Genomic DNA, 25,522 nt, shown 5'->3' on the forward strand with positions numbered 1-25,522 from the left:
CGGCTGTCATCTCGCGGTGTCGTGGCGCAGGACGAGGCGGCGGGCGATCTCGACCACCGGCGCGTCGATCATCCGGCCGTCGAGGGCGATCGCGGCACCGGCCGCGGCATTCGATGCGGCGACGATGCGGCGGGCGCGGTCGAGCTCTTCCGCGCTGGGGCGGAAGGCGCGGGCCGCGGGCTCGACCTGGCGGGGGTGGATGAGGAGCTTCGCCGAAAAGCCGAAGCGGCGGGCGCGGCGCGCCTCGGCCTCGACCGTGTCCGGCGCATCGATCGCGAGGCTGACGCCGTCGACCGGCGGCGCGATGCCGGCGCGGCGCGAGGCGAGCACGAGCATGGCGCGGAAGGCGTCGAGTTCCTCGCCCGCCCCCTCGATGCCGAGATCGAGCTGGAAATCGAGCGTCCCGAAGACGAGCCGGGCGACGCCCTCGGCACGGGCGATGTCGAGCGCGGCGGCGATGCCTTCCGCGGTCTCGACGATCGGCAGCACGGGTGTCGCCGGCAGCGCGGCGCGGACGCGCGCCACCTCGGCCGGCGACTCCGTCTTCGGCAGCAGGATGCCGGCGGGCGGCGCGGCGGCGAGCGCCGCGAGATCCTCGGCGAACCAGACGGTCGCCGGGCCGTTCATGCGCACCACGCCCCGTCCGCCGCCGGAAAGGAAGGACACGACATGGTCGCGCGCCGTCGCCTTCGCCGCAGGGCCGACGGCGTCCTCGAGATCGAGCACGACGCAATCCGGACCCGCGGCCTCCGCCTTCGCGAAGCGCTCGGGCCGGTCGCCGGGAACGAAAAGGAAGGTGGCGGCGAGATCGGGCGTCATCGTCCTCCTCCGCCGGCGGGCATCAGTCGTTCCAGCCGGTTGACCCCCTCGATCGCGAAAAGGGAAGGCACCGTCCGCTCCATTTCCGCCCCCGTCGCGGCGGACGAGAAGGCCGCGAGGCCCATCACCTTCGCCGTGATCTCGTCGCGCGACAGCGTGTTGCCCGGATCGCCCTTCGGCTCGTCGACGCGGGCGTCGATGACCCGGCCGTCGACCGTCTCGACCGATACCTTGCCGATCCAGCGCGCCGGATAGGCGGCGTCGACTTCCGCGTCGAGCACCATCGACACCCGCTCGCGGAAGGCCGCAACCTCCGGCGCCCGGAAATGCGCCTCGAACTCGCCCATGCCGGCGCGCCGGTGGGCGGCGATCAGGCCGAGCGTCGTGCCCATCGAGAACTTCGCCTGATGCACCGAGGCCGGGGCATCGACCGGGCCGAGCACGTCGATCGCGCCCTGGTGCACGCGGGCGACGACACGGACGATGTCGCCGATCGAAAGGCCGTGCGCCTCGACCGCCCTGAGCAGCGCGTCGGCCGCCGGGTGGGTGTGGCGGCAGGAGGCGTGGAATTTGAACGAGGTCTCGGCGAGCGCCCAGCGCGTGCCGAGCCGGTCGGTGAGCCTTGCCGGATCGGCGTCGCGCGACATGCCGGCGGCCATCCCTTGCGCGCCTTCGAGGATGCGCTTCGCGCCGGTGAAGCCGTCCTTCGCCAGATAGGCGGCGGTGAGCCCGTTCGCCGCCGCCTTCGCCGTATGGAGCGGTTTCGAATCGGCTGCGTCGCGGAGGAACTCCCAGAGGCCGGCGGCCTGCGTGCCCGCCGAGCCGAAGGCGTCGCGCATCGCCTCGGCCGAAAGCCCCAGCAGCCGGCCGGCGGCGGCCGCCGCGGCGAGCGCGCCGGCGGTCCCCGTCGTGTGGAACACCCGGTAATGCGAGCGGCCGAGGAACGCGCCGACCCGGATGCCGACCTCATAGCCGGCCGTCACCGCGGCGATGAAGTCGCGCCCCGAGGCGCCGGTCGCCTGCGCCACGGCGAGCGCGGCGGGGAAGACCACCGCGGCGGGATGGAAGACCGAGCCGTTGTGGACGTCGTCCTGCTCGGCGACGTGCGAGGATGCGCCGTTGACGAGCGCGGAGAAGAGCGGCGAGGTGCCCGATCGGTCGATCAGGATCTCGCAGGGTCCGTCCGCCGGCCCCATCGCACGGGCGAAGGCGGCGATCGTCTCGACCGGGCGCACGCCCTTGCCGGCGAGCGCCGAGCCGACCCAGTCGACGAACAGATCGACCGCGCGGGCGGCGACCGGTCCGGGAATGTCCTCATGGCGCAGCCCGGCCGCGAAGGCGGCGAGGCGGGCGCTCGGTTCGGGCTCGGTCATCGTCGGGGCTCGCACGGGACATATCGGCATCGAGGGCAGCACGTGGCGCCCCGTCCCGCAATTCGCTATTCGAGAAGGACGCGTTCAGGAAAGCTGAAGGGCCGGGCGCGGCCCGCCCCCCCGATCGGTGCATGAACCCGCTGCGCTACGACCTCGTCGATCTCCGCCTCTATGTCGCCATCGCCGAGGCGGGCAATCTGACGCGCGGCGCCGAGCGCGCCCATCTCTCGGTCGGCGCCGCCTCGATGCGCATCAAGAATCTCGAAGAGGCGCTCGACACCCAGCTCTTCACCCGCTCGAGCCAGGGCGTTTCGCCGACGCCGGCCGGCGAGGCGCTGCTCGCCCATGCGCACCGGATCTTCCGCGAGATCGAGCGGCTGCATGGCGGCATGCAGGCCTTTTCGCGCGGGGTGAAGGGCAAGGTGCGGATGTTCGCCAATACGACGGCGATCAGCGAGATCCTGCCCGCCGCGCTCGGTCGCTTCCTCGCCGCGCATCCGCAGGTCGACATCGAGCTCGAGGAGCGGCTGAGCCCCGAGATCGCCCGCGCCGTCGCCGATGGCGGCATCGACATCGGCATCCTCGCCGGCACGGTGCAGACCGACGGGCTCGACGTGCTGCCCTACCAGCGCGACCGTCTGGTGCTCGCCGTCGCCCGCGACCACGAGCTCGCGCGGCGCGGCCGGATCGATTTCGCCGAGGCGCTGCCGCTCAATTTCGTCTCGCTGCAGCGCGACAGCGCCATTCACGGCTTCACCGAGAAGATCGCCGCCGATCTCGGCGCGAGCCTCTCGATCCGCATCCGCGTCTCGGGTTTCGAATCGCTCTGCCGCATGGTCGAGGCGGATGTCGGCGTCGGCCTGCTGCCGGGCTCGGTCGCCGACCGCCTGGCGGCGAGCCACGCGATCGCCATCCTCGAACTCACCGATCCCTGGGCGCTGCGCGAGCTCAAGATCTGCGTGCGCAAGCTCGACGAACTGCCGGCCTTCGCTCGCGCGCTCGTCGATCACCTGATCGGGGTGGGCTGAGAGCCTCTCCGCGCGCCTTGCAGGCCCCCTCCACCCGTCATGCCGGCCTCCGTGCCGGCATCCATAATCGTGCCGGCCGGTGTCCTTGGGACCACCTCTCCCTCCGTCTCGGCGGAGGCAGGACCCATCGAGCGGGGCCGCGTTGCGGGCTCTGCGGGATGGGTCCCGGGTCTCGGCTTCGCCTCGCCCGGGATGACGGCGTTTGGGGCGGCGGCGGTGTCCCTTCGCCCCGCGTCACGATTATGGACCCCGGCACAAAGGCCGGGGTGACGGTCGCTCCTCTGCGACGATCCTCTCCGGCGCCGACCGTCCGGCACGCTCCCTCCCCCGTTCTGCAGCCCCCCACCGCCCGGTCTGTCCGGGCTCCTCCACGAGCGCCCCCGCCACCCGTCATGCCGGCCTCCGTGCCGGCATCCATAATCGTGCCGGCCGGTGTCCTTGGGATCACCTCTCCCTCCGTCTCGGCGGAGGCAGGAACCATCGAGCGGGGCCGCGTTGCGGGCTCTGCGGGATGGGTCCCGGGTCTCGGCTTCGCCTCGCCCGGGATGACGGCGTTTGGGGCGGCGGCGGTGTCCCTTCGCCCCGCGTCACGATTATGGACCCCGGCACAAAGGCCGGGGTGACGGGTGCGTAGGGTGACAGGGCCGGTCACATGGGACGGAGAGAATGCAGGATGGGGATCCGGAGCGGCTTCCCTCTCCCGCTCCGCGGGAGAGGGTCAGGGTCTTCCTCCTCTCCACGCCGGTCGGCTGCCCGGCTGCGGCCTCCCCCGCTCCGCGGGAGAGGGGGAAGCCCCTCAGGTCGAGATCATCTTCTTCTCGATGCCGACGCCGGCGGCCATGGCGCGCTCGTATTCGAGCGGCACGGTCGCCGAGTCCTGCAGCGCGATGCCGGTCGAATCGAACAGCGTGATCTCCTCGTCCGAGGTGCGGCCGGGCTTTCGGCCGGTGATCACCTCGCCGATCTCGCCGGCGATGTCCGCCTCGGTGATCAGCCCCTCCGAGAGCGGCACGTTGATCTCGCCGTCGGTGCGGCACTGGCGGATGTCGTCGACGAAGATGCGGGCGCGGGTGAGGATCGTCCCTTCCAGCTCCTGGTCGCCCTTCTTGTCGGCGCCGATCGCCGCGATGTGCATGCCCGGCTCGATCCAGTCGTTCAGGACGATCGGGCCGCGCGCCGGGGTGAGCGTCACGACGACGTCGGCGCCGCGCACCGTCGCCTCGAGATCGGTCGAGGGCCTGATCGCGAAGCCGTCATATTTCGGCTGCTGCTCCTTCACGAAGTGATCGAGCGTGTCCTTGCTGCGGCTCCAGACGCGCACCTCCGACCAGGGGAAGATCTCGTTGCAGGTGGCGAGCGCGCCTTCCGCCATGTGGCCGGCGCCGACGATCGCGAGCTTCCTCGAATCCTTGCGCGCCATCCACTTGATCGACACGGCGGCGGCCGAGCCGGTGCGCATCACCGTATGATAGCTGCCGTCGACGATGGCGAGCGGGAAGCCGGTCTCCGGATGGGTGTAGATGAGGATCGAGAAGACGGTCGGGAGATTGTATTTCTCGCGGTTCTGCTCGCGGATCGACACCCATTTGCAGGCCGCCGCATGCGGCTCCTCGATATAGGAGGGCATCGCCTCCCATTCGCCGGGGAAGCGGTCGAGCACGATATGGCCCTTCGGATCCATGTAGAACCGGCCCTCGCCGTGCATGCGATAGGCCTGCTCGACGCAATCATTGTATTCCGACGGCTTCAGGAGCCCGATCATCTCGCTGCGGCCGAGGATCAGCGTCTTCCGGTTGGCCCAGTTTTCCATCTCTCATTCCCTCTGTTCTTCGGGCCACCCTGTCGGCCCTCCTGGTGAACCGCCCTTCTGGCGATGTCGCTCAGCTCAGCATGTAGGACCGGCTGACCCGCTGGCTCGTCTCGATGAAGCGGCGCATCGCCGCCGTCATGCTCGCCCGGCGCCAGGCGAGATGCGTCTGCACCACGAAGGGCGTGTCGGTGACGATCGGCCGGGCGGCGACGACGCTCTCGCCGCAGAAGCGCGGCATGGCGGTGAAGATGGTGATGCCCACCCCGGCGGTGACGAGGCCGAGCAGGCCGGTGAGGCTCGACGCCTCCTGCCCGACATTCATCACATGGCCATGGCTCTGGAACACGTCGGCGACGATGCGGCGGAAGGTCGGCCATTCCGAATTGGTGCCCATCACGAGCTTCTCGCCGGCGAGATCCTCGATCGTCAGATGTGTCTTGCGGGCGAGCGGGTGGCCGGGCGGCAGGAGGGCCATCAGCTTGTGCCGGGCGACGAGGCGGGATTCGATCTCCGAACTCTGGAACGAGCCGTCGATCAGGCCGAAATCCACCTCGCCCTGCAGGATGCGGTCGCGCTGCATCGGCGAGGTCATGAAGGTCAGTTCGAGCCGCACCTCGGGGCTCTCGAGCCGATACTCGCGGGCGATGTCCGGCATCAGCGCGTGGCCGGTGATCGTCGTGTAGCCGATCCGCAGGATCGCCTTGGTGCCGGCGGCGAGCATCTGGACGGCGTTTCCCGCCGCCTCGATGCGCGCCAGAATCTCCTGCGCCTCCTCGAGCAGATAGCGGCCCGGCTCGGTCAGCCGGACGGTGCGCGTCGTGCGCTCGAGCAGCTTCACGCCGAGCCGCTCCTCGAGCTCCAGCACGATGCGGGAGACCGCCGGCTGGGCCATCGACAGCCGCTCGGCGGCACGGTGGAAATTCAGCTCTTCGGCGACGGCGACGAAGGCCGTCAGGTGCCGCAGGTCGTAGCGCATATTGATAACGCCCGCGCATCAAAGGGACGCGAAACGGTATTTCACAAGCGGTGAAGCCCTGTCTAGTTCTTATAAAAAATAGACAAAACTTCCAGAAGAAGCGACAGGGCTAGCACATCAATGAACCCCGACTCGGGTCGAGACGGGGGCGCCTCGGTTGCGCCTCCGATGACGACGGGCCGTGCCGGCGCCGCTCAGCGGCCGGCCGAACGGACGGGAGACGCGGCATGATCCGCGTCGGAGTCGACGTCGGCGGCACCTTCACCGACATCGTGCTGGAGCGCTCCGGCGCCGACAGCGCCGTGGTCGTGACCAAGGTGCCGAGCACGCCGCACGATCAATCGGAAGGTGTGGTCGCCGGCATCCTCAAGGTCTGCTCGCTCGCCGGCGTCGCGCCGGGCGAGATCGACGCGGTGTTCCACGGCACCACGGTTGCGACCAACATGGTGATCGAGCGGGCCGGCGCGAAGGTCGGCATGATCACGACGCGCGGCTTCCGCGACATCCTGCACATGGCCCGCCACAAGCGGCCGCATAATTTCTCGCTGCAGTTCGACCTGCCCTGGCAGTCGAAGCCGCTGGTGCGGCGGCGCGACCGGCTGGTCGTCACCGAGCGGATCATGCCGCCCGACGGCTCGGTCGCGGTGCCGCTCGACGAGGACGAGGTGAAGGCGGCCGCCGAGCTGTTCGCCAAGCGCGGCATGGACGCGGTGATCGTCGCCTTCCTGTTCTCCTTCCTCAACGACGCGCACGAGCAGCGGGCGAAGGAGATCGTCACCTCGATCCTGCCGGACGCCTTCGTCTGCTGCTCCTCCGAGGTGGTGAACACCATCCGCGAGTATGAACGCTTCTCCTCGACGGCCATGAACGCCTTCATCGGGCCGCGCACCTCGGCCTATCTGCGCAATCTCGAAGGCCGGCTGCGGGCGAACGGCATCGATGCGATGGTCCGCATCATGCAGTCGAATGGCGGCATCTCGACGATCGAGAATTCGAGCGCGCTGCCGATCGGCCTCCTCCTCTCCGGCCCGGCCGGCGGCGTCATTGGCGGCCGCTGGACCGGCGCGCATTGCGGCCGCGACAACGTCATCACCATCGACATCGGCGGCACCTCGGCCGACATCTCGGTGATCGAGGGCGGCGAGCTGCGCATCAAGAACCCGCGCGACACGGAGGTCGCGGGCCTGCCCGTCCTGGTGCCGATGATCGACATCGACGCGATCGGCGCCGGCGGCGGCTCGATCGCCTATCTCGATCCCGGCGGCGCCTTCCGCGTCGGGCCGCGTTCCGCCGGCGCGGTGCCGGGTCCCGCCTGCTACGGCAAGGGCGGCACGGAGCCGACCGTCACCGACGCGCAGGTCGTGCTCGGCCGGATGGACCCCGAGCATTTCCTCGGCGGCGACCTCTCGATCGACGCCTCCCTGTCGGCGAAGGCGATCGAGGACGCGATCGCGAAGCCGCTCGGCATGACCGTCGAGGCGGCGGCGCTCGGCATCCTGAAGATCGTCAACAACCACATGGCGCTGGCGATCAACGCGAACTCGGTCGCGAAGGGCATCGACCCGCGGCAGTTCACGCTGATGGGCTTCGGCGGCGCGGGGCCGCTCCATTCGGTGTCGCTCGCCGAGGCGATCCACGCCAAGGACGTGATCGCGCCGCTCCATCCCGGCATCACGGCGGCGACCGGCCTGCTCGTCACCGACCTGCAATACGAATACACCCAGTCGACGGTGATCGTGCTCGACGGCGCCTCCGACGAGGCCTTCGCCCGGGTGAACGCCGTGCGCGACGAGCTGATCGCCCGCGCCAACCGGCAGCTCGACGCCGACGGCGTGCCGGCCGGACAGCGCCGGTTCCGCCAGATCGCCGAATGCCGCTATGTCGGCCAGGGTTTCGAGCTGCGCGCCGAGATCCCCGACGGACCGCTGACGCCCGCGAGCGCGGCGGCGGTGATCGACGATTTCTTCAATGCGCACAGACAGGTCTACGGTCACGCCTTCCGCGACCAGTCGACCGAGATGGTGACGCTGCGCATCGTCGCGACGGTGGCGGTCGACACGCTCACTCTGCCGAAGCTCGACAAGGGCGGCCGCACCGATCCGGAAGACGCGGTGATGTATCGCCGGCGGACCGTGTTCGACGACGGCCGGGCGCTCGACACGCCCCGCTACGCGCGCGGCAAGCTCCTCGCCGACGACCGGGTGGAGGGCCCCGCCCTCATCATCCAGCACAATTCGACGACGATCGTGCCGCCCGGCTATGTCGCCACCGTGCTGGACTATGGCGACATGCTGATCAGCCGGAAGAAGGGGTGACGGCGATGACTCAGGAAGTCGATCCGATCACGCTGCAGGTCATCGGCGGCGCGCTGCACTCGATCGCCGAGCAGATGGGCAATGTCCTCTACCGGATGAGCTATTCCTCGATCATCCGGGAAAGCCAGGATCTCGGCGCGGGACTGTTCGACCGCGACTACAACACGCTCTGCGAATCCGATTCGACGCCGATGCACATCGGCTCGCTGCCGGGCTATCTGCGCGGCATCGAGAAGACCGTGCCGCTCGACGCCTGGAAGCCGGGCGACTGCGTCATTCACAATCACCCGTACTACGGCGCCAGCCACTCGCCCGATATCGGCATCGTCATGCCGGTCTTCTTCGAGGGCGAGCTGGTCGGCTTCTCGGCCAACACCGCGCACCATGTCGACATCGGTGCCGCGACGCCGGGCCTCGTGATCGACATCCCGGACGTCTATGCCGAGGGCATGCTGTTGAACGGGCTGAAGCTCTTCAACGAGGGCGTCAGGAACGAGCCGCTGTGGAAATACATCCGCGACAACACGCGGGTGCCGAGCCTCGTGATGGGCGATCTCGAAGCGCAGATCGCCGCGGCCGAGCTCGGCGTGCAGCGCTTCCAGCAGCTGATGGCGACCTATGGCAAGGAGACCGTGCTCCAGGCGACGCGCCAGCTGATGGACTATACGGAGGACATGCTGCGCCGGGAGATCGAGAAGATTCCGGACGGCGACTATGTCGCCGAGGGCTTTCTCGACGATGACGGCCGCAATCGCGGTGTCCACCTGCCCTTGAAGGTCACTGTGAAGGTGCGCGGCGACGCGGTCGAGGTCGACCTGACCGGCTCCTCGGCCCAGGTGCCGACCGCCTTCAACGTCCCCTTCGACGGCTCGACCAAGGTCGCCTGCTATTTCGCCTTCCGCGCCCTGCTCCTCGATACCTATACGCACGAGGAATACATCCCGCAGAACGAAGGCTCGTTCCGGCCGGTCAAGGTGACGGCACCGCTCGGCTCGATCTTCAACCCGATCATGCCGGCGGCGGCGGAAGCCCGCTTCAGCCAGATCCAGCGCGTCGTCGACCTGATCATCAAGGCGCTCGCCCCGGTCATCCCGGAGAAGTCGACCGCCGGCAACGCCGCGGTGCTCTCCTTCGCCGCCTATTCCGGCGTGCGGCCCTCGGGCGACTACTGGGTCTTCCTCGAGGTCAACGAGGCGGCGATGGGCGGCCGGCCGGGCTCGGACGGGCCGGACACGGTCGAGGAGCTGATGCGCAACACGCGCAACAACCCGCTCGAAGACCTCGGCATGCATCTGCCGCTGATCTGCGACCGCTACGAGGTGCGCGACGACGCGCCTCCCGGCGCCGGCAAGTTCCGCGGCGGCGCCGGCGTGGTCAAGTCGCAGCGTTACCTTACGCCCGGCTTCATGACGCACGAATCCGACCGCAACGAGGATGCGCCCTGGGGCATCTTCGGCGGCAAGGACGGTCACTGCTCGAAGGTCGAGCTTCGGAACGATACGACCGGCAAGCTCGAATACCAGCCGGCGAAGTTCTCGGGCCTGCGGACGGAGGTCGGCGACGTCGTCACCTATTACTCGCCGACCGGCGGCGGCTTCGGCGATCCGCTCGAGCGAGATCCGCAAAAGGTGCTCGACGACGTGCTCGACGGCTTCATCACCGTCGATCACGCCCGCGCGGATTACGGCGTCGTGCTCGCCGAAGTCGACGACGGCTACGGCTTCGCGCTCGACCGCGAGGCGACGCGCGCCTTGCGGGCGCAGCAGCGCGGCGCCTGAAGGAGACCGGGCGTGCGGCGCACGCCCGCTGGCGCGGCGGCCGGATCGGCCCACCGCGCGAAGGCCGGTCGCCCGGACCAAGAACGACGACAAGGCGGCCGGACAGGCAGAGGGTTCAGGGTCAATTCGGGAACGAATGGGAGAATTGAGATGACGAAGAAAGACGGGCTTCTCGGCAAGGCGGTGTCGCGCCGCGGCGTGCTGAAGGGCGGCGCGGCGATCGCGACCGCCACCGCGGTGACGGGCTTCCCGACCGTGTGGGCGCAGAACCTCAAGGACGTGACGCTCAACCATGTCGGCATGTCCTACTCGGTGCTGCCGGATATCGCCCGGCAGGCCTCGCAGGATCTCGGCTTCAAGATCGAGATGTCGGTTGTCGACCATCCGGGCCTGCTCAACCGGCTGATCCAGGATCCGAACTCGCTCGACATCGCGGACATGGAGATCTGGCAGAGCAAGATCGCCGTGCCGCAGGGCGTGCTGCAGGGCGTCGAGATCGCCAAGATCAAGAACTGGGGCGACCTCACCCCGCTCTACACCGAGGGCACCTTCGCCGGGAAGCCGGTGTCGACGCAGGGCGACTCGCCGTTCGAGTTCATCTATCGCGACAGCAAGGACGCGACCGCTTTCGCCTCCGGCAAGACGGACTGGGCGAACTTCCTGCCCGGCGTCTACAATGCCGACACGCTCGGCATCCGCCCCGACCTGACCGGCCGCCCGATCAGCTCCTGGGCCGATCTGATCGCCCCGGAATTCAAGGGCAAGGCGGCGATCCAGAACATCCCGACCAACGGCATCATGGACGCCATGATGGCCTTCGAGGCGGCCGGCCAGCTCACCTATGGCGACAAGGGCAACCCGACCCAGGACGAGATCGCCGCGACCATCGCGAAGCTGATCGAGCTGAAGCGCGGCGGCCATTTCCGGGCGCTCTGGAACACCTTCGACGAGAGCGTCACGCTGATGGCCTCGGGCGAGGTGGTGATCCAGTCGATGTGGTCGCCGGCGGTGACCGCGGTGCAGACGCAGGGCGTCAAGTGCACCTATCAGCCGCTCAAGGAAGGCTATCGCGGCTGGGGCAACGGCCTCGGCCTGATGGCCCATCTCGACGGCCTGAAGCTCGAGGCGGCCTACGAGTACCTCAACTGGTACAACAGCGGCTGGGTCGGCGGCTTCATCGCCAAGCAGGGCTATTACAGCGCCAACCCGAAGACGGCGATGGCGGCCCTCTCCGAGAACGAGCGCGGCTTCTTCTACGAGGGCAAGGCGGCGACCGCCGACATCACCAGCCCGACCGGCGAGAAGACCAACTCGGCCGGCGACGTCCGCGACGGCGGCTCCTATGAGGAGCGCTTCTCGAAGGTGGCGGTGTGGAACAACCTCATGGACGAGGCGGAATTCCTCTACGCCAAGTGGAACGAGTTCAGCGGCGCCTGATCGGGCCCGCGCACTGAACGGAAGCGGCGGCCCGCCGCCGCTTCCCCGATCGCCCGCGCCGCGGGCCGTTTCCCCCGAGGACGACCGAATGACGCCTTCCTCCACCAACCGGTCCGGCTGGGCCGCCTATCTCCAGGTCGCGCCGCTGACGCTGGTGCTCATCTGTTTCTTCGCCGTGCCGGTCGCGCTCGTCGTCATCGTCTCGTTCTTCCGTTACCAGATGCTCGTCGGCATCGTGCCGACCTTCACCGTGAAGAACTATGTCGATCTGTTCACCAATCCGACGACCTGGACGCTCTACGCCTCGACGCTGAAGTTCACGCTGATCGTGCTCGTCGTGACCTTCGTGCTCGGCTTCTGGATCGCCTATTTCCTCGTCTTCCACATCCGCAATCTCGTCACGGCGATCGGGCTGTTCCTCGTCTGCACCGTGCCGTTCTGGACGTCGAACATCATCCGGATGATCTCCTGGCGGCCGGTGCTCGGCCGCGAGGGCCTGATCAACAGCGCCCTGCAGAACGCCGGCATCACCAGCCAGCCGATCGACTGGCTGCTCTATTCGGACTTCTCCGTGGTGGTCGCCTATGTCCACCTGTTCACGCTCTTCATGATCGTGCCGATCTTCAATTCGATGGCGCGCATCGACAAGGCGCTGCTCGAGGCGGCGATCGATGCCGGGGCGAGCCGCTTCGGCGTGATCTGGGAGGTTGTGCTGCCGCTGTCGAAGACCGGCATCGCGCTCGGCGCGCTCTTCGTCGTCACCCTCGTGATGGGCGATTTCTTCGTCGTCACCGTGATGAGCGGCGGCCTCTCCGGCTCGGCCACCTCCGGCATCTTCAACGACCTGCAATTCCTCAACTATCCCCGCGCGGCGGCGAATGCCGTCATCCTGCTCATCACCGTCCTCCTGATCGCCGCCGGCATCTTCCGGCTGGTCGACGTCCGCAAGGAGCTCGTGAGGTAGTCATGTCGGCCTCTCCCTCCTATGGCGCCCGCCCCTGGACCTTCTACGTTCTGGCGACGCTGTTCACCCTCTTCGTCATCTTCCTCTACGGACCGATGATCTCGGTGCTGGTGCTCTCCTTCCAGGGGCCGTCGGGATCGCTCGTCTTCCCGCTGCGCGAGCCTTCGCTGATGTGGTTCCAGGAACTGTTCAGCCCGCGCCGCACCGGTGACGTCGCCGGCGCCTTCGGCCGCTCGCTGCCGCTCGCGCTGCTCGTGATGCTGATGACGGTGCTGATCTCGGTCACCGCCGGCTTCGCCTTCCGGCGCCGCTTCCGCGGCTCGACCGTCATCTTCTACATGGCGATCGCCAGCCTGATCGTGCCCGGCCTCGTGCTGTCGATCGGCACGCTCGTCACCTTCCGCTATCTCGGACTCAGCGCCTCGTGGATCACCTCCGGCCTCGGGGCGCACCTTTCTTGGGCCCTGCCCTTCGGCCTCCTCATCATGTTCGCCGTGCTCGGCCGGCTGAACCCCGCCTATGAGGAGGCCGCCTACGATCTCGGCGCCAGCCGCTGGCGCACGGTCAAGGACGTCGTCGTGCCGATCGTCTTCCCCGGCATGATCGCGGTCGCCCTGTTCGGCTTCACGCTCTCCTATGACGAGTTCCCGCGCAGCTGGCTGACCGTCGGCACCAAGAACACACTGCCGCTCGAGATCTGGACGATGACCACCAACGTCACCTCGCCGGCGCTCTACGCGCTCGGCACGGTGACCACCATCGTCTCCTTCCTCGTCATCGCCCTCGCCCTTTCGGCGATCCTTCTCATCCAGCGCAGACGGTCCACCGGCAAATGAACCGCCTTTTCCACCCCGCCTTCGTCCGCAACGCCTCTGCCGGGAGCTCCGAATGACCACCACCCAAGGTTCCGGCGACATCCGGCTCGTCGACGTCAGCAAGCAGTTCGGCAGCTCCTACGCCGTCAAGAACGTCAATCTCACCATCCCGCACGGCTCCTATTGCTGCCTGCTCGGCCCGTCCGGCTGCGGCAAGACGACGATCCTCAGAATGATCGCCGGTCACGAGACGCCGAGCGCAGGCGAGATCTTTATCGGCGACCAGATGGTGGTCGGCAAACGGCCGGTCGAGCGCGGCACGGCGATGATGTTCCAGAGCTATGCGCTGTTCCCGCATCTCTCGATCCTCGACAACGTCGCCTTCTATCTGAAGATGCGCGACGTGGGTAAGACGGAGCGGCGCGAACGGGCGCGCGAGATGCTCGCCCGGGTGCAGCTCGAGCACCTGAAGGACCGCATGCCGGCGCAGCTCTCCGGCGGCCAGCAGCAGCGCGTCGCGCTCGCCCGGTCGCTCATCACCAATCCGAAGGTGCTCCTTCTCGACGAGCCGCTCTCCGCGCTCGACGAGTTCCTCCGCTTGAAGATGCGCGAGGAGCTGAAGCGGCTGCAGAACGATCTCGGCATCACCTTCGTGCACGTCACCCACACCCAGCCGGAAGCGATCGCGCTCGCCGACATGGTCGTGGTGATGGACACCGGCCGGATCGACCAGGCCGACACCGCCAACATGATCTTCAACGAACCCGAGACGCCCTATGTCGCCCGCTTCATGGGCGGGCAGAACGTGCTCTCGGGCACGGTGGCGAGCCGGGCCGCCGATCTCGTGCGGGTCCGCGCGGCGAGCGGCGCCCTCTACGAGGCGCGGCCCGACAAGGCGGCGAAGGTGCCGGCCGAGGGCGCCCCCGTCTCGCTCGCCGTGCGGCGCGACCGGATCGCGCTGTCGCCGCGCGCCGAGGGCGGCCCGGTCGTCAATGCGGTGAGCGGCGTCGTCGAGGCGACCGAATATCAGGGCACCTATGTCAAGGTGACGATCGCCACCGAGGATGGCTCGATCTTCGTCGCCAACGTCTCCGACGACGCCTATTTCGCGAGCCCGGTCGACACAGGCGATGCGGTCACCGCGCGCTTCCGTCCGGAGCATCTGCATTTCCTGTCGAAGGTCGACACCGGCGCCGCCGGCGACCCCTATCTCGACGCGCACTGAGATCGAAGGAGGCCGCTCGGCAGCGCCCATCCGGCGGAACGAGGAAGCGGGCCGTCACCGGCCCGCCGGCTGGACAGCATCGCGAGGACGGATCGACGCGCCGGCACCAGGCGGCGCGAAGCTTGCTCCTTTGCCCGAGCGCAGGCGGATTGCGGAAGAGGGACTTGGAACGTGAGTGACATCGAAGAGATCGCCAGCCGGACCGGCGCCGAGATCGGCCGGGCCTACCGCGCCGGCGAGGCCGATCCCGTCGCCGTGACGGAATGCCTGCTCTCGCGCATCGCGGCGGCAGAGGGCGACCATATCTTCATCACCGTCTCCGCCGACCGTGCGCTCGCCGAGGCGAAGGCGGCGAGCCGGCGGCACAAGGAGGGCCGGCCCCTCTCCGCGCTCGACGGCGTGCCGATCGCCTGGAAGGACCTCTTCGACGTCGCCGGCACGCCGACGACCGCCGGCTCGCTCGTCTTCGGGCGCGACACCAAGGCGCGCGATCTCGCCTGCGTCTCCCATGCCGCGGCCGCCGGGCTCGTGACGATGGGCAAGGTCAACATGTCGGAGCTCGCCTATTCCGGGCTCGGCCTCAACCCGCATTTCGGCACGCCGCGCAATCCGAACGACAAGGCGACGCTGCGCTCGCCCGGCGGCTCCTCCTCCGGTTCGGGCGCGGCGGTCGGCGCCCGGCTCGTCCCGCTCGCGATCGGCTCCGACACCGGCGGCTCGGTGCGCATCCCGGCCGCCTTCAACGGCGTCGTCGGCTTCAAGACCTCGACCGGCCGCATCGAGGCGGACGGCATCGTGCCACTCGCCCGCACCTATGACACGATCGGGCCGCTCGCCCGCTCGGTCGAGGACTGCGTCCTCGTCGACATGGCGTTGCGCGGCGCGGTGGCGACCGAAGTACGTCGGGCCGACACGGCGGCGCTCACCGTGCTCGTGCCGACCAACATCGTCCTCGACGGCGTCTCCGACGCGGTGGCGGCGAATTTCGAGCGGACGCTCGGCGCGCTGTCGGCCGCCGGCGTGACCGTGCGGCATGCCCATGTCGACGCGCTGCACGCGATCCTCGCGCTCAACGCCGCGCACGGCACGCTGACGGCTGCCGAGGCCTATACCGAATATCGCGAGATCGTCGACGGCGAGAAGGGCCGCTCGATCGATCGCCGCGTGACGAAGCGGATCATGGACGGCAAGCGGATGAGCGCGCATGACGTGCTCACCATCCAGCGCGAGCGCCGGCGGCTGATCACCGCCTTCGAGAACCAGCTCGGCGACGCCATCCTCGTCATGCCGACGACGCCCATCACCGCGCCGGCCGTCGCCCCGCTCGAGGCCGACGACGACCTCTTCCACAAGGTCAACCTGACGGCGCTCAGGAACACCATGCTCGGCAACATCCTCGATCTGTGCGGCGTCGCCGTGCCGAACGGGCGCGATGGCGACGGCCTGCCGACGAGCATCCTGTTCTCCGCGCCGCATGGCGCCGACGAACGGCTGCTCGGGGTGGCACTCGCCGTCGAGGGCATCGTCGCCGACGCGGCCGCCCGCTGAGGGGTCGGGGAGCAACCGGAGAGAGAGATGGCCCGTATCGTCCACGTCGCCGCGGCCCAGATGGGTCCGATCGCCAAATCCGAGACCCGCAAGGACACCGTCGCCCGCCTCGTCGCGCTGATGCGCGAGGCGAAGAGCCGCGGCGCCGATCTCGTCGTCTTCACCGAGCTCGCGCTCACCACCTTCTTCCCGCGCTGGATGATCGAGGACGAGGCCGAACTCGACGCCTATTACGAGCGCGAGATGCCGGGGCCCGAGACGCAGCCGCTCTTCGACACCGCGAAGGCGCTCGGCATCGGCTTCTATCTCGGCTATGCCGAACTCGTCGTGGAAGCCGGCCGCAAGCGCCGCTTCAACACCGCGATCCTCGTCGACCGCTCCGGCGCGATTCTGGGCAAATACCGCAAGGTCCATCTGCCGGGCCATGCCGAGCCGCAGCCCGGCCGCACCCACCAGCATCTCGAGAAGCGCTATTTCGAGCCCGGCGATCTCGGTTTCCCGGTCTGGCGCGGTTTCGGCGGCGTGATGGGCATGTGCATCTGCAACGACCGGCGCTGGCCCGAGACCTATCGTGTCATGGGCCTGCAGGGCGTCGAGATGGTGATGCTCGGCTACAACACGCCCTATGACCACACCGGCCACCGCGACATCGACAGCCTGACGCAGTTCCACAATCATCTGTCGATGCAGGCGGGGGCATATCAGAACTCGACCTGGGTGATCGGCACGGCCAAATGCGGCGTCGAGGAGGGCTCGAACATGGTCGGCCAGAGCGCCATCATCGCGCCGTCCGGCGAGATCGTGGCGCAGAGCGTGTCGCTCGAGGACGAGATCATCAATTTCCGCTGCGATCTCGACCTCGGCAAGCGCTACCGCGAGACGATCTTCAACTTCGCCAAACACCGTGAGCCGGAGGCCTATCGGCTGATCGTCGAGCGGAAGGGCGCGATCCCGCCGCCGGAGGCGTGAGCCGCCGGCCGACCGACCATCCATCCGACCGGCCCCTCGCCACAGCGTGAGGGACCCGTTCAACCAGCCCGAAGGGCGCTCGAGAGGGAAGAGAAATGGCGAAAGAAATCATCTGCGCGTTCGGTACGGACATCGATTCCGTCGCCGGCTGGATCGGCTCCTATGGCGGCGGCGATTCGCCCTCCGACATCCAGCGCGGCATCTTCGCGACCGAGGTCGGCGTGCCGCGCCTGCTGCGCCTGTTCGACAAATACGGCCTGAAGACCAGCTTCTTCGCCCCCGGCCACTCGATCGAGACCTTCCCCAAGGAGATCGAGATGATCGTCAAGGCGGGCCACGAGCTCGGTGCGCACGGCTATCTGCACGAGAACCCGATCGCCATGACGCCGACCCAGGAAGAGGCGGTGCTCGTCAAGTCGATCGAGCTGATCGAAAAGCACTCCGGCCAGAAGCCGCGCGGCTATGTCGCCCCGTGGTGGGAAATGTCGGCGTCGACCGCCGACCTCCTGCAGAAATATGGCTTCCAGTACGATCACAGCCAGGGCTACCGCGATTTCCAGCCCTTCTATGCGCGCGTCGGCGATTCCTGGAACGTCATCGACTACTCGAAGAAGGCCGAGGAGTGGATGCATCCGCTGAAGCACGGCTCCGAGATCGACCTCGTCGAGATCGGCGCCAACTGGTATGTCGACGACCTTCCGCCCATGATGTTCATGAAGAAGGCACCGAACAGCCATGGCTTCGTCAACCCGCGCGATATCGAATCGATGTGGCGCGACCAGTTCGACTGGGTCTATCGCGAGATGGACTATGCCGTGTTCGCCTTCACGATCCATCCGGACGTCAGCGGCCGGCCGCAGGTGCTCCTGATGCTCGAGCGGCTGATCGAGCACATCAACGGCCATGCCGGCGTCAAGTGGATGACCTTCGAGCAGATCGCGGCCGACTTCCGGACGCGCTATCCTTTCGACGGCGGCAAGCGGCCCGAGGTGATCTGAAGGCCCTCGCCCTGCTCTCCCGCGAGCGGGAGAGGGCTTCGTCGGGGTCTTCCCCTCTCCCGCTCCGCGGGAGAGGGCTTCGCCGGGGTCTTCCCCTCTCCCGCTCCGCGGGAGAGGGCTTCGCCGGGGTCTTTCCCCTCTCCCGCTCCGCGGGAGAGGGCTTCGCCGGGGTCTTTCCCCTCTCCCGCTCCGCGGGAGAGGGCTTCGCCTCTTGGCGAGCGAAGCGAGCCTAGATGCGAAGGGTGAGGGTGGCTTTCCTTCATCGTCGAAGAGAAGGCCCTCACCCTACCCTCTCCCGCAAGCGGGAGAGGGAACAAGGCCTCACCCTGCCCTCTCCCGCAAGCGGGAGAGGGAACTGCGCGCTCTGGTCGGGCGCCGTTTCCGGCCGGACCGCTCCGGCGGCCGCCGCGACGAGGAGAAGGACGATGTGTGCGAGCTGCGGGTTTCCCGCCGCGCCGGGACATTGGACGGAGGCCGGATCGGCCGGCCCCGGCGACCGGCTGCGCACGCGTTTCCGTCGCGCCCAGGTGCTGAAATCCGTGCTGCGCCGCTACGGCCTGACGGCGCATGACGGCGCGCAGGTGCCCGGCATCCAGATCGGCACCCTCGCCGGCGCCGAGACGATCGTGCGCGATCTCGAGGAGCTGTGGTGCGCCGCCGAGACGATGCTCGGCGCGCCCGTCGATCCGCTCGATCCGCGCTTCCTCGAGGAAAGCGAGGCGGCGGCATGAGCGCCGAGGGCCGCGTCCGGCTGACCGTGCTCGGCGGCTATCTCGGCTCCGGCAAGACCACCTGGCTGCGCCACCAGTTGCACGCCGGCGCCTATCGCGATGCGCTGATCCTCGTCAACGAGGCGGCCGAGACGCCGGTCGACGACGCGTTGCTGACCGAGGCGGCCGGTCTCGAAGTGCTCGCCGGCGGCTGCGCCTGCTGTGCCGGCCGCGACGCGCTCGTCGCCCTGCTGCGCCGGCTCGCCGATACCCGCAGCCGTGTCCGCTCCGACGACGCGCGGCTCGACCACATCCTGCTCGAGACGAGCGGCCTCGCCGACCCGGGCGCGATCGTCGCGGCGATCCGCGCCGACCCGGTCCTCGTCCACCACATGGTGGTGACGGAGATCGTCGTCGCGGTCGATGCCCTGCACGGCGCGGCGCAGCTCGCGGGGGAGGCGCTCGGCCGCCGTCAGGTCGAGACGGCCGACCGGCTGGTGGTGACGAAGGTCGACGCGGCCGCGCCGGACGATGTGGCGCGGCTCGTCGCGACACTCGCCCGGCTCAATCCCGGCGCCGCCGTCTCCGGAGCGGCGAAAGGGGACGCCCACCCTCTCCCCGATCATGCGGAGGCCGAGCCGATCGCGCTGCCGGCGCTCTCGGCGGATGACGCGCCGATCTTCACGACCCGGCTGACGCTCGACGAGCGGATCGACTGGCCGGCCTTCACCGTCTGGCTGTCGGCGCTGCTGCACGCCCGCGGCGACGATGTGGTGCGGGTGAAGGGCGTCGTGCGCACACCGGCCGGCCGGCTGCTGCTGCAGAGCGTGCGGCGTGTCGTGCAGGCGCCGGAGCGGCTGCCGGACACGGTCGAGCGCGGCACGGACGACACGATCGTGGTGATCGGCCGCGGCTATCGGGGCGAGGATCTCGCCCGCTCGCTGGCGCGCTTCGCCGGCGCGGGCTGAAGGGGAGACGGGCGATGAGCGAGATCGACGAGACCGCCGTCTATGCCGCGCAGGGTTTCGGCCAGTCGCTCGGCTTCGAGGGCCCCTTCGCCCTGCTGATCATCGACTTCGTCAACGGCTTCGCCGATCCGGCGACCTTCGGCGGCGGCAACATCGTCGCCGCGGTCGAGGCGACCGTGCCGGTGCTCGCCCATTTCCGCGCCCGGAACTGGCCGGTCGCGCACACCCGGATCGTCTTCGCCGACGACGGTTCCGACGCCAACGTCTTCGCCGCCAAGGTGCCGAGCGTGCTCGCCCTCACCGAGGCGGCGCCGGCGAGCGCGATCGTCGATGCGCTCGCGCCGCGGCCCGGCGAACTCGTCGTGCGCAAGACCCTCCCCTCGCCCTTCCCCGGCAGCGGCCTCGCCGCCTGGCTGGTCGGCAAGGGCGTCCGCACCGTGGTCGTCGCCGGCTGCACGACGAGCGGCTGCGTGCGCGCCGGCGTCGTCGACGCGATGTCCTGCGGCTTCCGCCCGGTCGTGCTCGAGGATTGCGTCGGCGATCGCGCGCTCGGCCCGCACCGCGCCAATCTTTTCGACATTGCCCAGAAATACGGCGACGTCGTTCCCTCATCGGCCTTCCTCGCCGCCGCCGGCTGAGCGGCAGGCTTCCGGATACGGCCCGCGTCGCCGCTCCCCGCCGGCCGTCCCGGACGGGAATCCGTGAACCCGAACAGCGCCCTGCCCGCCTTCGCATCGCAGCACGGATGCTGCGGCGCGAAACGTGCGGGCCTGCGGGCCGAAGCGGCCGAAGGCGCCCAGTTTTGCGCCACGCATGGCGCCAGACGAGGCAAATAACGCCGTATAAAATCCGCTTATACGGCAGATTTACACTTCCAATTTGCAGTCGTTCTAGCCTCCTCTAACGTGAAGCCATCGTAGTCTCGTCGGACGATCCGATGCACGTTGATCTGCAAAGGCAGACGGAGGGATCTCATGGCTTCTTTCAGGGACGACAGCAAGAATTCGACGCGCGGCTCCAAGAAGAAGGAAACCGCGATCTCGCGGCGTAGCCTTCTGAAGGGCGCGGGCGCGGCCGCCGGTGCGGTGATCGGCTCGGGCGCCATAAAGGGCTTCCCGACCATCTGGGCGCAGGAGATCAAGGACATCGAACTGCGCCATGTCGGCGTCTCCTATTCCGTGGTCAAGGCGATCGGCGACCAGGCCGCCAAGGATCTCGGCTTCAAGGTGACGATGCAGAATCTCGACACCTCGGCCGCGATCAACCGCTTCATCACCCAGCCGAACTCGGTCGACATCGCCGACCTCGAAGGCTGGCAGGCGAAGCTCGCCACCAAGCGCGGCGTCATCCAGGGCATCGACATCTCGAAGATCAAGGAATTCGACAACATCCTGCCGATCTTCACCAAGGGTGAGATCGACGGCGAGGTCGTCTCCCGCCAGGGCATCTCGCCCTATGAGGCGATGTATATCGAGAAGCCCGACTCGACCGAACTGCACGAGGGCGTCACCGACTGGGCGACCTTCCTGCCCCAGGTCTACAACGCCGACTCGATCGGCTATCGCCCGGACCTCGTCGGCTACGAAGTCACCGAGTGGAAGCACCTCATCGACCCGAAGTTCAAGGGCAAGGCGGCGATCCTCGACGTGCCGGCGATCGGCATCATGGACGCGGCGCTGTGCTTCGAGAGTGCCGGCCTGATCACGTACGGCAACAAGGGCAACATGACCAAGGAGGAGATCGACTTCACGGTCAACAAGCTGATCGAGCTGAAGAAGGAGGGGCACTTCCGGGCGACCTGGACGACCTTCGACCAGTCGGTGCAGCTGATGGCGGCCGGCGAAGTGGTGATCCAGTCGATGTGGTCGCCGGCCGTGGCCGCCGTCCGCGTCAAGGGCATCCCCTGCACCTACGCCCCGGTCAACAAGAAGAACGGCAAGGAAGGCTATCGCGGCTGGTGCAACGGCATGGGCCTGATGAAGCACCTGGAAGGCAAGAAGCTCGACGCCGCCTATGAGTACCTCAACTGGTACTATTCCGGCTGGCAGGGCGCCTTCGTCGGCCGCTACGGCTATTACAGCCCCGTGCCGTCGACCGCCAAGCCCTTCATGACGCAGGCGGAGTGGGACTTCTGGTACGACGGCAAGCCGGCGCCGGACACCATCAACGACCCCTATGGCGTGCCGATGGAGAAGCCCGGCACGGTGCGCGACGGCGGCTCCTTCCTCGAGCGCGTCAAGAACATCTCGTGCTGGAACACGCTGATGGACGAGGCCGCCTACATGAACAAGCGCTGGAACGACTTCAAGGTCGCCTGACGCCCCCGGGACCCCGGCACGCCGCACCCCCGCCGGGGTCCCTCCTCCCCTCCCGACAGCATCCGGGCCGCCCGATGACCCTGCGCCGCCATCTGACGAGCTGGCTGTTCCTTTCGCCGCTCCTCGTCGTGCTGATCCCGTTCTTCGTGCTGCCCTTCATCGTCGTGCTGACGGCGAGCTTCTTCGACAGCGATGGCTTCGGCGGCCTGCTGCCGACCTTCACCCTCGTCAACTACGCCAATCTGTTCACCTCGTCGCTGACGCTGAACCTCTATCTCGCGACGCTGAAATTCACCGTGCTGACCTGGTTCTTCTCGCTGATCCTCGGCTTCCTGGTCGCCTATTTCCTCGCCTTCCACGTCCGGAACCCGCTGCTCGGCATCGGCCTGTTCCTGCTCTGCACCGTGCCGTTCTGGACCTCGAACATCATCCGGATGATCTCGTGGATCCCGCTGCTCGGGAAGGAGGGCCTGATCAACATGGCGCTCCTCAAGCTCGGCCTGATCCACGAGCCGCTCGAAATCCTTCTGTTCTCGAGCGTCGCCGTGGTGATCGCCTATGTCCACCAGCTGACGATCTTCATGATCGTGCCGATCTTCAATTCGATGGCGCGGATCGACAAGCGCGTCGTCGAGGCGGCGCTCGATGCGGGCGCCAGCCGGCTCGACATCATGCGCCTGATCGTCATCCCGATGTCGAAGAGCGGCATCGCGCTCGGCTCGATCTTCGTCGTGTCGATCGTGATGGGCGATTTCTTCGTCGTGAAGGTGATGTCGGGCGGCGGCTCGGCCTCGGTGGTCGGCGCCTTCTACGAGGACATCTCGGTCCTGCAATACCCCTCGGCCGCGGCGAGCGCCGTGGTGCTGACCGTCGCCCTGATGGTGCTGATCGGCCTGATCCTGCGCACCGTCGATATCCGCCGGGAGATCACGCGATGACGATGGCGAAGGAAGCCCTCGGCCCCGCTGCCGCGGCGCGGCGCAGGAGCCGCAGCCGGCAGGGCGCGCTCGCCCCCGGCCGCAAGGGCCGGCCCTGGACCTTCTATGTCCTCGCGGCGATCTTCACGCTCTATGTCGTCGCGCTCTACGGCCCGATGATCTCGATCTACATCCTGTCCTTCCAGGATATCCGCGGCGGTCTCGTCTTCCCGATGAAGGGCCTGTCGCTGCACTGGTTCAACGACCTGTTCACGCAGGTGCGCACCGGCGACGTCAAGGGTTCGTTCGACCGTTCGATCAAGCTCGCCGGCCTCGTCACGGTGATCACCGTGGTGGTCTCCTTCCTCGCCGGCCTCGCCTTCCGCCGCCGCTTCTTCGGCGACACCGTCATCTTCTATCTGATGATCGGCAGCCTCGTCGCGCCGGGCCTCGTGCTCGGCATCGGCACCGGCCTGCTCTTCAACTGGCTCGGCCTCGAGACCGCCTGGTACACCTCGGCGCTCGGCGCGCAGCTCTCCTGGACGCTGCCCTTCGGCGTGCTCGTGATGTTCGCCGTCATGTCGCGCTTCAACAAGGCCTGGGAGGAAGCCGCCCGCGATCTCGGCGCGACGCCCTGGCAGACCATCCGCCTCGTCATCATCCCGATCCTCGCGCCCGGCCTCGTCGCCGTCGCCCTGTTCGGCTTCACCCTCTCCTATGACGAGTTCGCCCGCACGCTGCAGACCTCGGGCTCGCTCAACACGCTGCCGCTCGAGATCTGGAGCATGACGCTCAACGTCACCTCTCCCTCGCTCTATGCCCTCGGCACGGTCACCACGATCGTCTCCTTCCTGATCATCGGGATCGGCCTCGGCAGCATCACCCTGATCCAGAAGCGGCGCGCCCGGGGCGGCGCGGCCGGACATTGAAGGAGGCATCGATGGCGACCGGCCAGGGCCATATCGAACTCGCGGGCCTCTGCAAGAGCTATGACGGCGTCACCATGGCGGTCGACGGCGTCAACCTGAAGATCGAGGACGGCGCCTATTGCTGCTTCCTCGGCCCTTCGGGCTGCGGCAAGACCACCATCCTCAGGATGATCGCCGGCCATGAGGACCCTTCCGCCGGCGAGATCCTGATCGGCGGCGAGAACGTCGTCGGCATGGCGCCCGTCGAGCGGCGCACGGCGATGATGTTCCAGTCCTATGCCCTGTTCCCGCATCTCACCGTGCGCGACAACATCGCCTTCGCGCTGCGCGTCCGCGGCCTCTCGAAGGCCGAGCGCAACAAGGCCGCCGACGCCATGATCGAGAAGGTGCGGCTGACCGAGTTCGCCGACCGTCTGCCGGCGCAGCTCTCCGGCGGCCAGCAGCAGCGCGTCGCGCTCGCCCGCGCCGCGATCACCCAGCCGCGCGTGCTGCTCCTCGACGAGCCGCTCTCCGCGCTCGACGAACAGCTGCGCGTACAGATGCGGCAGGAACTGCTGCGCATGCAGCGCGATCTCGGCATCACCTTCATCCACGTCACCCACACCCAGATGGAGGCGATCGCGCTCGCCGACATGGTGGTGGTGATGGACCGCGGCCACATCAAGCAGGCGGGTCCCGCGCGCGAGGTCTATGCGACGCCGCGCGACCGCTATGTCGCGGAGTTCCTCGGCGGCCAGAACGTGCTCGCCGCCAAGGTCCGCACCGTCGCCGGCGGCCGCGCCGTCGTCGCCTCGCCGACCGTCAGGGAGATCGAGGTGCCGCTCGCAGGCCGATCCTTCTCCGCCGGCGACGCGATCGAATTCGCCGTGCGGCGCGACGACATCGTGCTGAAGCGGCCGGGTCCCGACGCGGTCGCGCCCGACACCGCGGCCCTGTCGAGCCGGGTTACCGGGGTCGAATACCAGGGCTCCTTCGTCAAGGTCATGCTCGACGCGCTCGGGCGCGAGGACTTCATCGCCTATGTGCCGGAGCGGACCTTCTTCCGCGATCCGGTCGCGATCGGCGACGTCGTGCTCGCGACCTGGCCGGTCGAGCACGCGCATCTGCTCGCCTGAACGCTTTCCGGAGGCTCTCCCCATGAAGATCCGTTTCACGCTCAACCGGGAGCCGGTCGAGATCGAGGCCGAGCCGAACCTGCTCGTCGCCGACCTGCTGCGCGACCGGCTCGGCCTCACCGGCACCCATGTCGGCTGCGACACCAGCCAGTGCGGCGCCTGCGTCGTGCATCTCGACGGCAAGCCGGTGAAGAGCTGCACGCTTCTTGCTCCGGCGCTCGACGGCGCCGTGCTCCTCACCATCGAGGGCCTCACGGGGCCGGGAGCCAACCGCCTTCATCCGATGCAGAAAGCCTTCCACGAGCACCATGGCCTGCAATGCGGCTTCTGCACGCCGGGCATGGTGATGACCGCCGTCGCCTTCGCCGAAGCCAATCCCAGCCCGAGCGACGGCGAGGTCCGCCACGCCCTCGAGGGCAATATCTGCCGCTGCACCGGATACCAGAACATCGTCGCCTCGGTGATCGCCGGGGCGGCGGCCATGCACGCCCCGAGCGCCGGAGAATAACG

General features: G+C 68.3%; 22 protein-coding genes. 18 read left to right on the plus strand and 4 right to left on the minus strand.

What is annotated here, in order from left to right; all coding sequences use genetic code 11:
- Window positions 1-6: 6 nt before the first annotated feature.
- Both GGQ63_RS04750 and GGQ63_RS04755 read right to left on the minus strand, forming a co-directional pair.
- The gene (locus GGQ63_RS04750; RefSeq protein WP_183853094.1) at window positions 7-819 is read right to left on the minus strand and encodes an HpcH/HpaI aldolase/citrate lyase family protein; all 813 of its coding nucleotides are present in this window, start codon (window positions 817-819) and stop codon (window positions 7-9) included.
- A complete protein-coding gene (locus GGQ63_RS04755; RefSeq protein WP_183853096.1) occupies window positions 816-2,192 on the minus strand; it encodes an MmgE/PrpD family protein in 1,377 nt (458 codons plus the stop codon). The genes GGQ63_RS04750 and GGQ63_RS04755 overlap by 4 nt, the downstream gene beginning before the upstream one ends.
- Window positions 2,193-2,323: 131 nt before the next feature.
- Between GGQ63_RS04755 and GGQ63_RS04760 the strand changes: the two genes are divergently transcribed.
- Window positions 2,324-3,220 (plus strand): LysR family transcriptional regulator, encoded by an 897-nt coding sequence (locus tag GGQ63_RS04760; RefSeq protein ID WP_210308389.1) that lies wholly within the window; start codon window positions 2,324-2,326, stop codon window positions 3,218-3,220.
- Between the two features lie 796 nt (window positions 3,221-4,016).
- On the opposite strand, the gene GGQ63_RS04765 is transcribed toward GGQ63_RS04760, so the two are convergent.
- A complete protein-coding gene (locus GGQ63_RS04765; RefSeq protein ID WP_183853098.1) occupies window positions 4,017-5,030 on the minus strand; it encodes an ornithine cyclodeaminase family protein in 1,014 nt (337 codons plus the stop codon).
- A gap of 70 nt (window positions 5,031-5,100) precedes the next feature.
- The gene (locus GGQ63_RS04770) at window positions 5,101-6,006 is read right to left on the minus strand and encodes a LysR family transcriptional regulator (RefSeq protein WP_183853100.1); all 906 of its coding nucleotides are present in this window, start codon (window positions 6,004-6,006) and stop codon (window positions 5,101-5,103) included.
- A gap of 227 nt (window positions 6,007-6,233) precedes the next feature.
- On the opposite strand from GGQ63_RS04770, the gene GGQ63_RS04775 reads away from it, so the two are divergent.
- The 17 genes from GGQ63_RS04775 to GGQ63_RS04855 all read left to right on the plus strand — a co-directional run bounded on the left by GGQ63_RS04775 (window position 6,234) and on the right by GGQ63_RS04855 (window position 25,520).
- The gene (locus GGQ63_RS04775; protein ID WP_183853102.1) at window positions 6,234-8,321 is read left to right on the plus strand and encodes a hydantoinase/oxoprolinase family protein; all 2,088 of its coding nucleotides are present in this window, start codon (window positions 6,234-6,236) and stop codon (window positions 8,319-8,321) included.
- Between the two features lie 5 nt (window positions 8,322-8,326).
- Window positions 8,327-10,099 carry a hydantoinase B/oxoprolinase family protein gene (locus GGQ63_RS04780; RefSeq protein ID WP_183854010.1) on the plus strand — a complete coding sequence of 591 codons (1,773 nt, stop codon included), beginning with the start codon at window positions 8,327-8,329 and terminating at the stop codon, window positions 10,097-10,099.
- Window positions 10,100-10,249: 150 nt separating this feature from the next.
- Window positions 10,250-11,536, plus strand: coding sequence for an ABC transporter substrate-binding protein (locus tag GGQ63_RS04785; RefSeq protein ID WP_183853104.1), 1,287 nt, complete (start codon window positions 10,250-10,252; stop codon window positions 11,534-11,536).
- A gap of 88 nt (window positions 11,537-11,624) precedes the next feature.
- On the plus strand, window positions 11,625-12,500 hold the full coding sequence (locus GGQ63_RS04790; RefSeq protein ID WP_183853106.1) for an ABC transporter permease: 876 nt from the start codon (window positions 11,625-11,627) through the stop codon (window positions 12,498-12,500).
- Window positions 12,501-12,502: 2 nt separating this feature from the next.
- Complete coding sequence (locus GGQ63_RS04795; RefSeq protein WP_183853108.1) at window positions 12,503-13,336, plus strand: ABC transporter permease; 834 nt, start codon at window positions 12,503-12,505, stop codon at window positions 13,334-13,336.
- A gap of 52 nt (window positions 13,337-13,388) precedes the next feature.
- Complete coding sequence (locus tag GGQ63_RS04800) at window positions 13,389-14,540, plus strand: ABC transporter ATP-binding protein (protein WP_183853110.1); 1,152 nt, start codon at window positions 13,389-13,391, stop codon at window positions 14,538-14,540.
- A gap of 171 nt (window positions 14,541-14,711) precedes the next feature.
- Window positions 14,712-16,088 (plus strand): amidase, encoded by a 1,377-nt coding sequence (locus GGQ63_RS04805; protein ID WP_183853112.1) that lies wholly within the window; start codon window positions 14,712-14,714, stop codon window positions 16,086-16,088.
- Window positions 16,089-16,115: 27 nt separating this feature from the next.
- Entirely contained in the window at window positions 16,116-17,057 is a 942-nt protein-coding gene (locus GGQ63_RS04810; RefSeq protein WP_183853114.1) for an N-carbamoyl-D-amino-acid hydrolase, read from the plus strand.
- 95 nt (window positions 17,058-17,152) lie between these two features.
- Complete coding sequence (locus GGQ63_RS04815; protein ID WP_183853116.1) at window positions 17,153-18,055, plus strand: polysaccharide deacetylase family protein; 903 nt, start codon at window positions 17,153-17,155, stop codon at window positions 18,053-18,055.
- 425 nt (window positions 18,056-18,480) lie between these two features.
- A complete protein-coding gene (locus GGQ63_RS04820) occupies window positions 18,481-18,786 on the plus strand; it encodes a hypothetical protein (RefSeq protein ID WP_183853118.1) in 306 nt (101 codons plus the stop codon).
- Window positions 18,783-19,733, plus strand: a complete 951-nt coding sequence (locus GGQ63_RS04825; RefSeq protein ID WP_183853120.1) for a CobW family GTP-binding protein — start codon at window positions 18,783-18,785, stop codon at window positions 19,731-19,733. Before GGQ63_RS04820 ends, GGQ63_RS04825 begins: the two co-directional genes overlap by 4 nt.
- Window positions 19,734-19,747: 14 nt before the next feature.
- Entirely contained in the window at window positions 19,748-20,371 is a 624-nt protein-coding gene (locus tag GGQ63_RS04830) for an isochorismatase family protein (protein ID WP_183853122.1), read from the plus strand.
- 336 nt (window positions 20,372-20,707) lie between these two features.
- Window positions 20,708-22,051, plus strand: a complete 1,344-nt coding sequence (locus GGQ63_RS04835) for an ABC transporter substrate-binding protein (RefSeq protein ID WP_183853124.1) — start codon at window positions 20,708-20,710, stop codon at window positions 22,049-22,051.
- A 74-nt stretch (window positions 22,052-22,125) separates the two neighbouring features.
- Window positions 22,126-22,989: an ABC transporter permease gene (locus GGQ63_RS04840; RefSeq protein WP_183853126.1), complete on the plus strand. Its 864-nt coding sequence runs from the start codon at window positions 22,126-22,128 to the stop codon at window positions 22,987-22,989.
- On the plus strand, window positions 22,986-23,897 hold the full coding sequence (locus GGQ63_RS04845; protein ID WP_246429620.1) for an ABC transporter permease: 912 nt from the start codon (window positions 22,986-22,988) through the stop codon (window positions 23,895-23,897). The genes GGQ63_RS04840 and GGQ63_RS04845 overlap by 4 nt, the downstream gene beginning before the upstream one ends.
- 11 nt (window positions 23,898-23,908) lie before the next feature.
- Window positions 23,909-25,012, plus strand: a complete 1,104-nt coding sequence (locus tag GGQ63_RS04850; RefSeq protein WP_183853128.1) for an ABC transporter ATP-binding protein — start codon at window positions 23,909-23,911, stop codon at window positions 25,010-25,012.
- Between the two features lie 22 nt (window positions 25,013-25,034).
- The gene (locus GGQ63_RS04855) at window positions 25,035-25,520 is read left to right on the plus strand and encodes a (2Fe-2S)-binding protein (RefSeq protein WP_183853130.1); all 486 of its coding nucleotides are present in this window, start codon (window positions 25,035-25,037) and stop codon (window positions 25,518-25,520) included.
- The last annotated feature ends 2 nt before the right edge of the window (window positions 25,521-25,522 follow it).

It is taken from the genome of Prosthecomicrobium pneumaticum (genome assembly GCF_014199915.1).
GTDB lineage: Bacteria > Pseudomonadota > Alphaproteobacteria > Rhizobiales > Kaistiaceae > Prosthecomicrobium > Prosthecomicrobium pneumaticum.

Coding starts and splice junctions, on each gene's coding strand:
- GGQ63_RS04785 (WP_183853104.1), top strand. CDS start 10,250: ATGACGAAGAAAGACGGGCTTCTCGGCAAGGCGGTGTCGCGCCGCGGC.
- GGQ63_RS04750 (WP_183853094.1), bottom strand. CDS start 819: ATGACGCCCGATCTCGCCGCCACCTTCCTTTTCGTTCCCGGCGACCGG.
- GGQ63_RS04775 (WP_183853102.1), top strand. CDS start 6,234: ATGATCCGCGTCGGAGTCGACGTCGGCGGCACCTTCACCGACATCGTG.
- GGQ63_RS04840 (WP_183853126.1), top strand. CDS start 22,126: ATGACCCTGCGCCGCCATCTGACGAGCTGGCTGTTCCTTTCGCCGCTC.
- GGQ63_RS04800 (WP_183853110.1), top strand. CDS start 13,389: ATGACCACCACCCAAGGTTCCGGCGACATCCGGCTCGTCGACGTCAGC.
- GGQ63_RS04830 (WP_183853122.1), top strand. CDS start 19,748: ATGAGCGAGATCGACGAGACCGCCGTCTATGCCGCGCAGGGTTTCGGC.
- GGQ63_RS04835 (WP_183853124.1), top strand. CDS start 20,708: ATGGCTTCTTTCAGGGACGACAGCAAGAATTCGACGCGCGGCTCCAAG.
- GGQ63_RS04815 (WP_183853116.1), top strand. CDS start 17,153: ATGGCGAAAGAAATCATCTGCGCGTTCGGTACGGACATCGATTCCGTC.
- GGQ63_RS04850 (WP_183853128.1), top strand. CDS start 23,909: ATGGCGACCGGCCAGGGCCATATCGAACTCGCGGGCCTCTGCAAGAGC.
- GGQ63_RS04795 (WP_183853108.1), top strand. CDS start 12,503: ATGTCGGCCTCTCCCTCCTATGGCGCCCGCCCCTGGACCTTCTACGTT.
- GGQ63_RS04820 (WP_183853118.1), top strand. CDS start 18,481: ATGTGTGCGAGCTGCGGGTTTCCCGCCGCGCCGGGACATTGGACGGAG.
- GGQ63_RS04790 (WP_183853106.1), top strand. CDS start 11,625: ATGACGCCTTCCTCCACCAACCGGTCCGGCTGGGCCGCCTATCTCCAG.
- GGQ63_RS04770 (WP_183853100.1), bottom strand. CDS start 6,006: ATGCGCTACGACCTGCGGCACCTGACGGCCTTCGTCGCCGTCGCCGAA.
- GGQ63_RS04855 (WP_183853130.1), top strand. CDS start 25,035: ATGAAGATCCGTTTCACGCTCAACCGGGAGCCGGTCGAGATCGAGGCC.
- GGQ63_RS04760 (WP_210308389.1), top strand. CDS start 2,324: ATGAACCCGCTGCGCTACGACCTCGTCGATCTCCGCCTCTATGTCGCC.
- GGQ63_RS04780 (WP_183854010.1), top strand. CDS start 8,327: ATGACTCAGGAAGTCGATCCGATCACGCTGCAGGTCATCGGCGGCGCG.
- GGQ63_RS04765 (WP_183853098.1), bottom strand. CDS start 5,030: ATGGAAAACTGGGCCAACCGGAAGACGCTGATCCTCGGCCGCAGCGAG.
- GGQ63_RS04845 (WP_246429620.1), top strand. CDS start 22,986: ATGACGATGGCGAAGGAAGCCCTCGGCCCCGCTGCCGCGGCGCGGCGC.
- GGQ63_RS04810 (WP_183853114.1), top strand. CDS start 16,116: ATGGCCCGTATCGTCCACGTCGCCGCGGCCCAGATGGGTCCGATCGCC.
- GGQ63_RS04825 (WP_183853120.1), top strand. CDS start 18,783: ATGAGCGCCGAGGGCCGCGTCCGGCTGACCGTGCTCGGCGGCTATCTC.
- GGQ63_RS04755 (WP_183853096.1), bottom strand. CDS start 2,192: ATGACCGAGCCCGAACCGAGCGCCCGCCTCGCCGCCTTCGCGGCCGGG.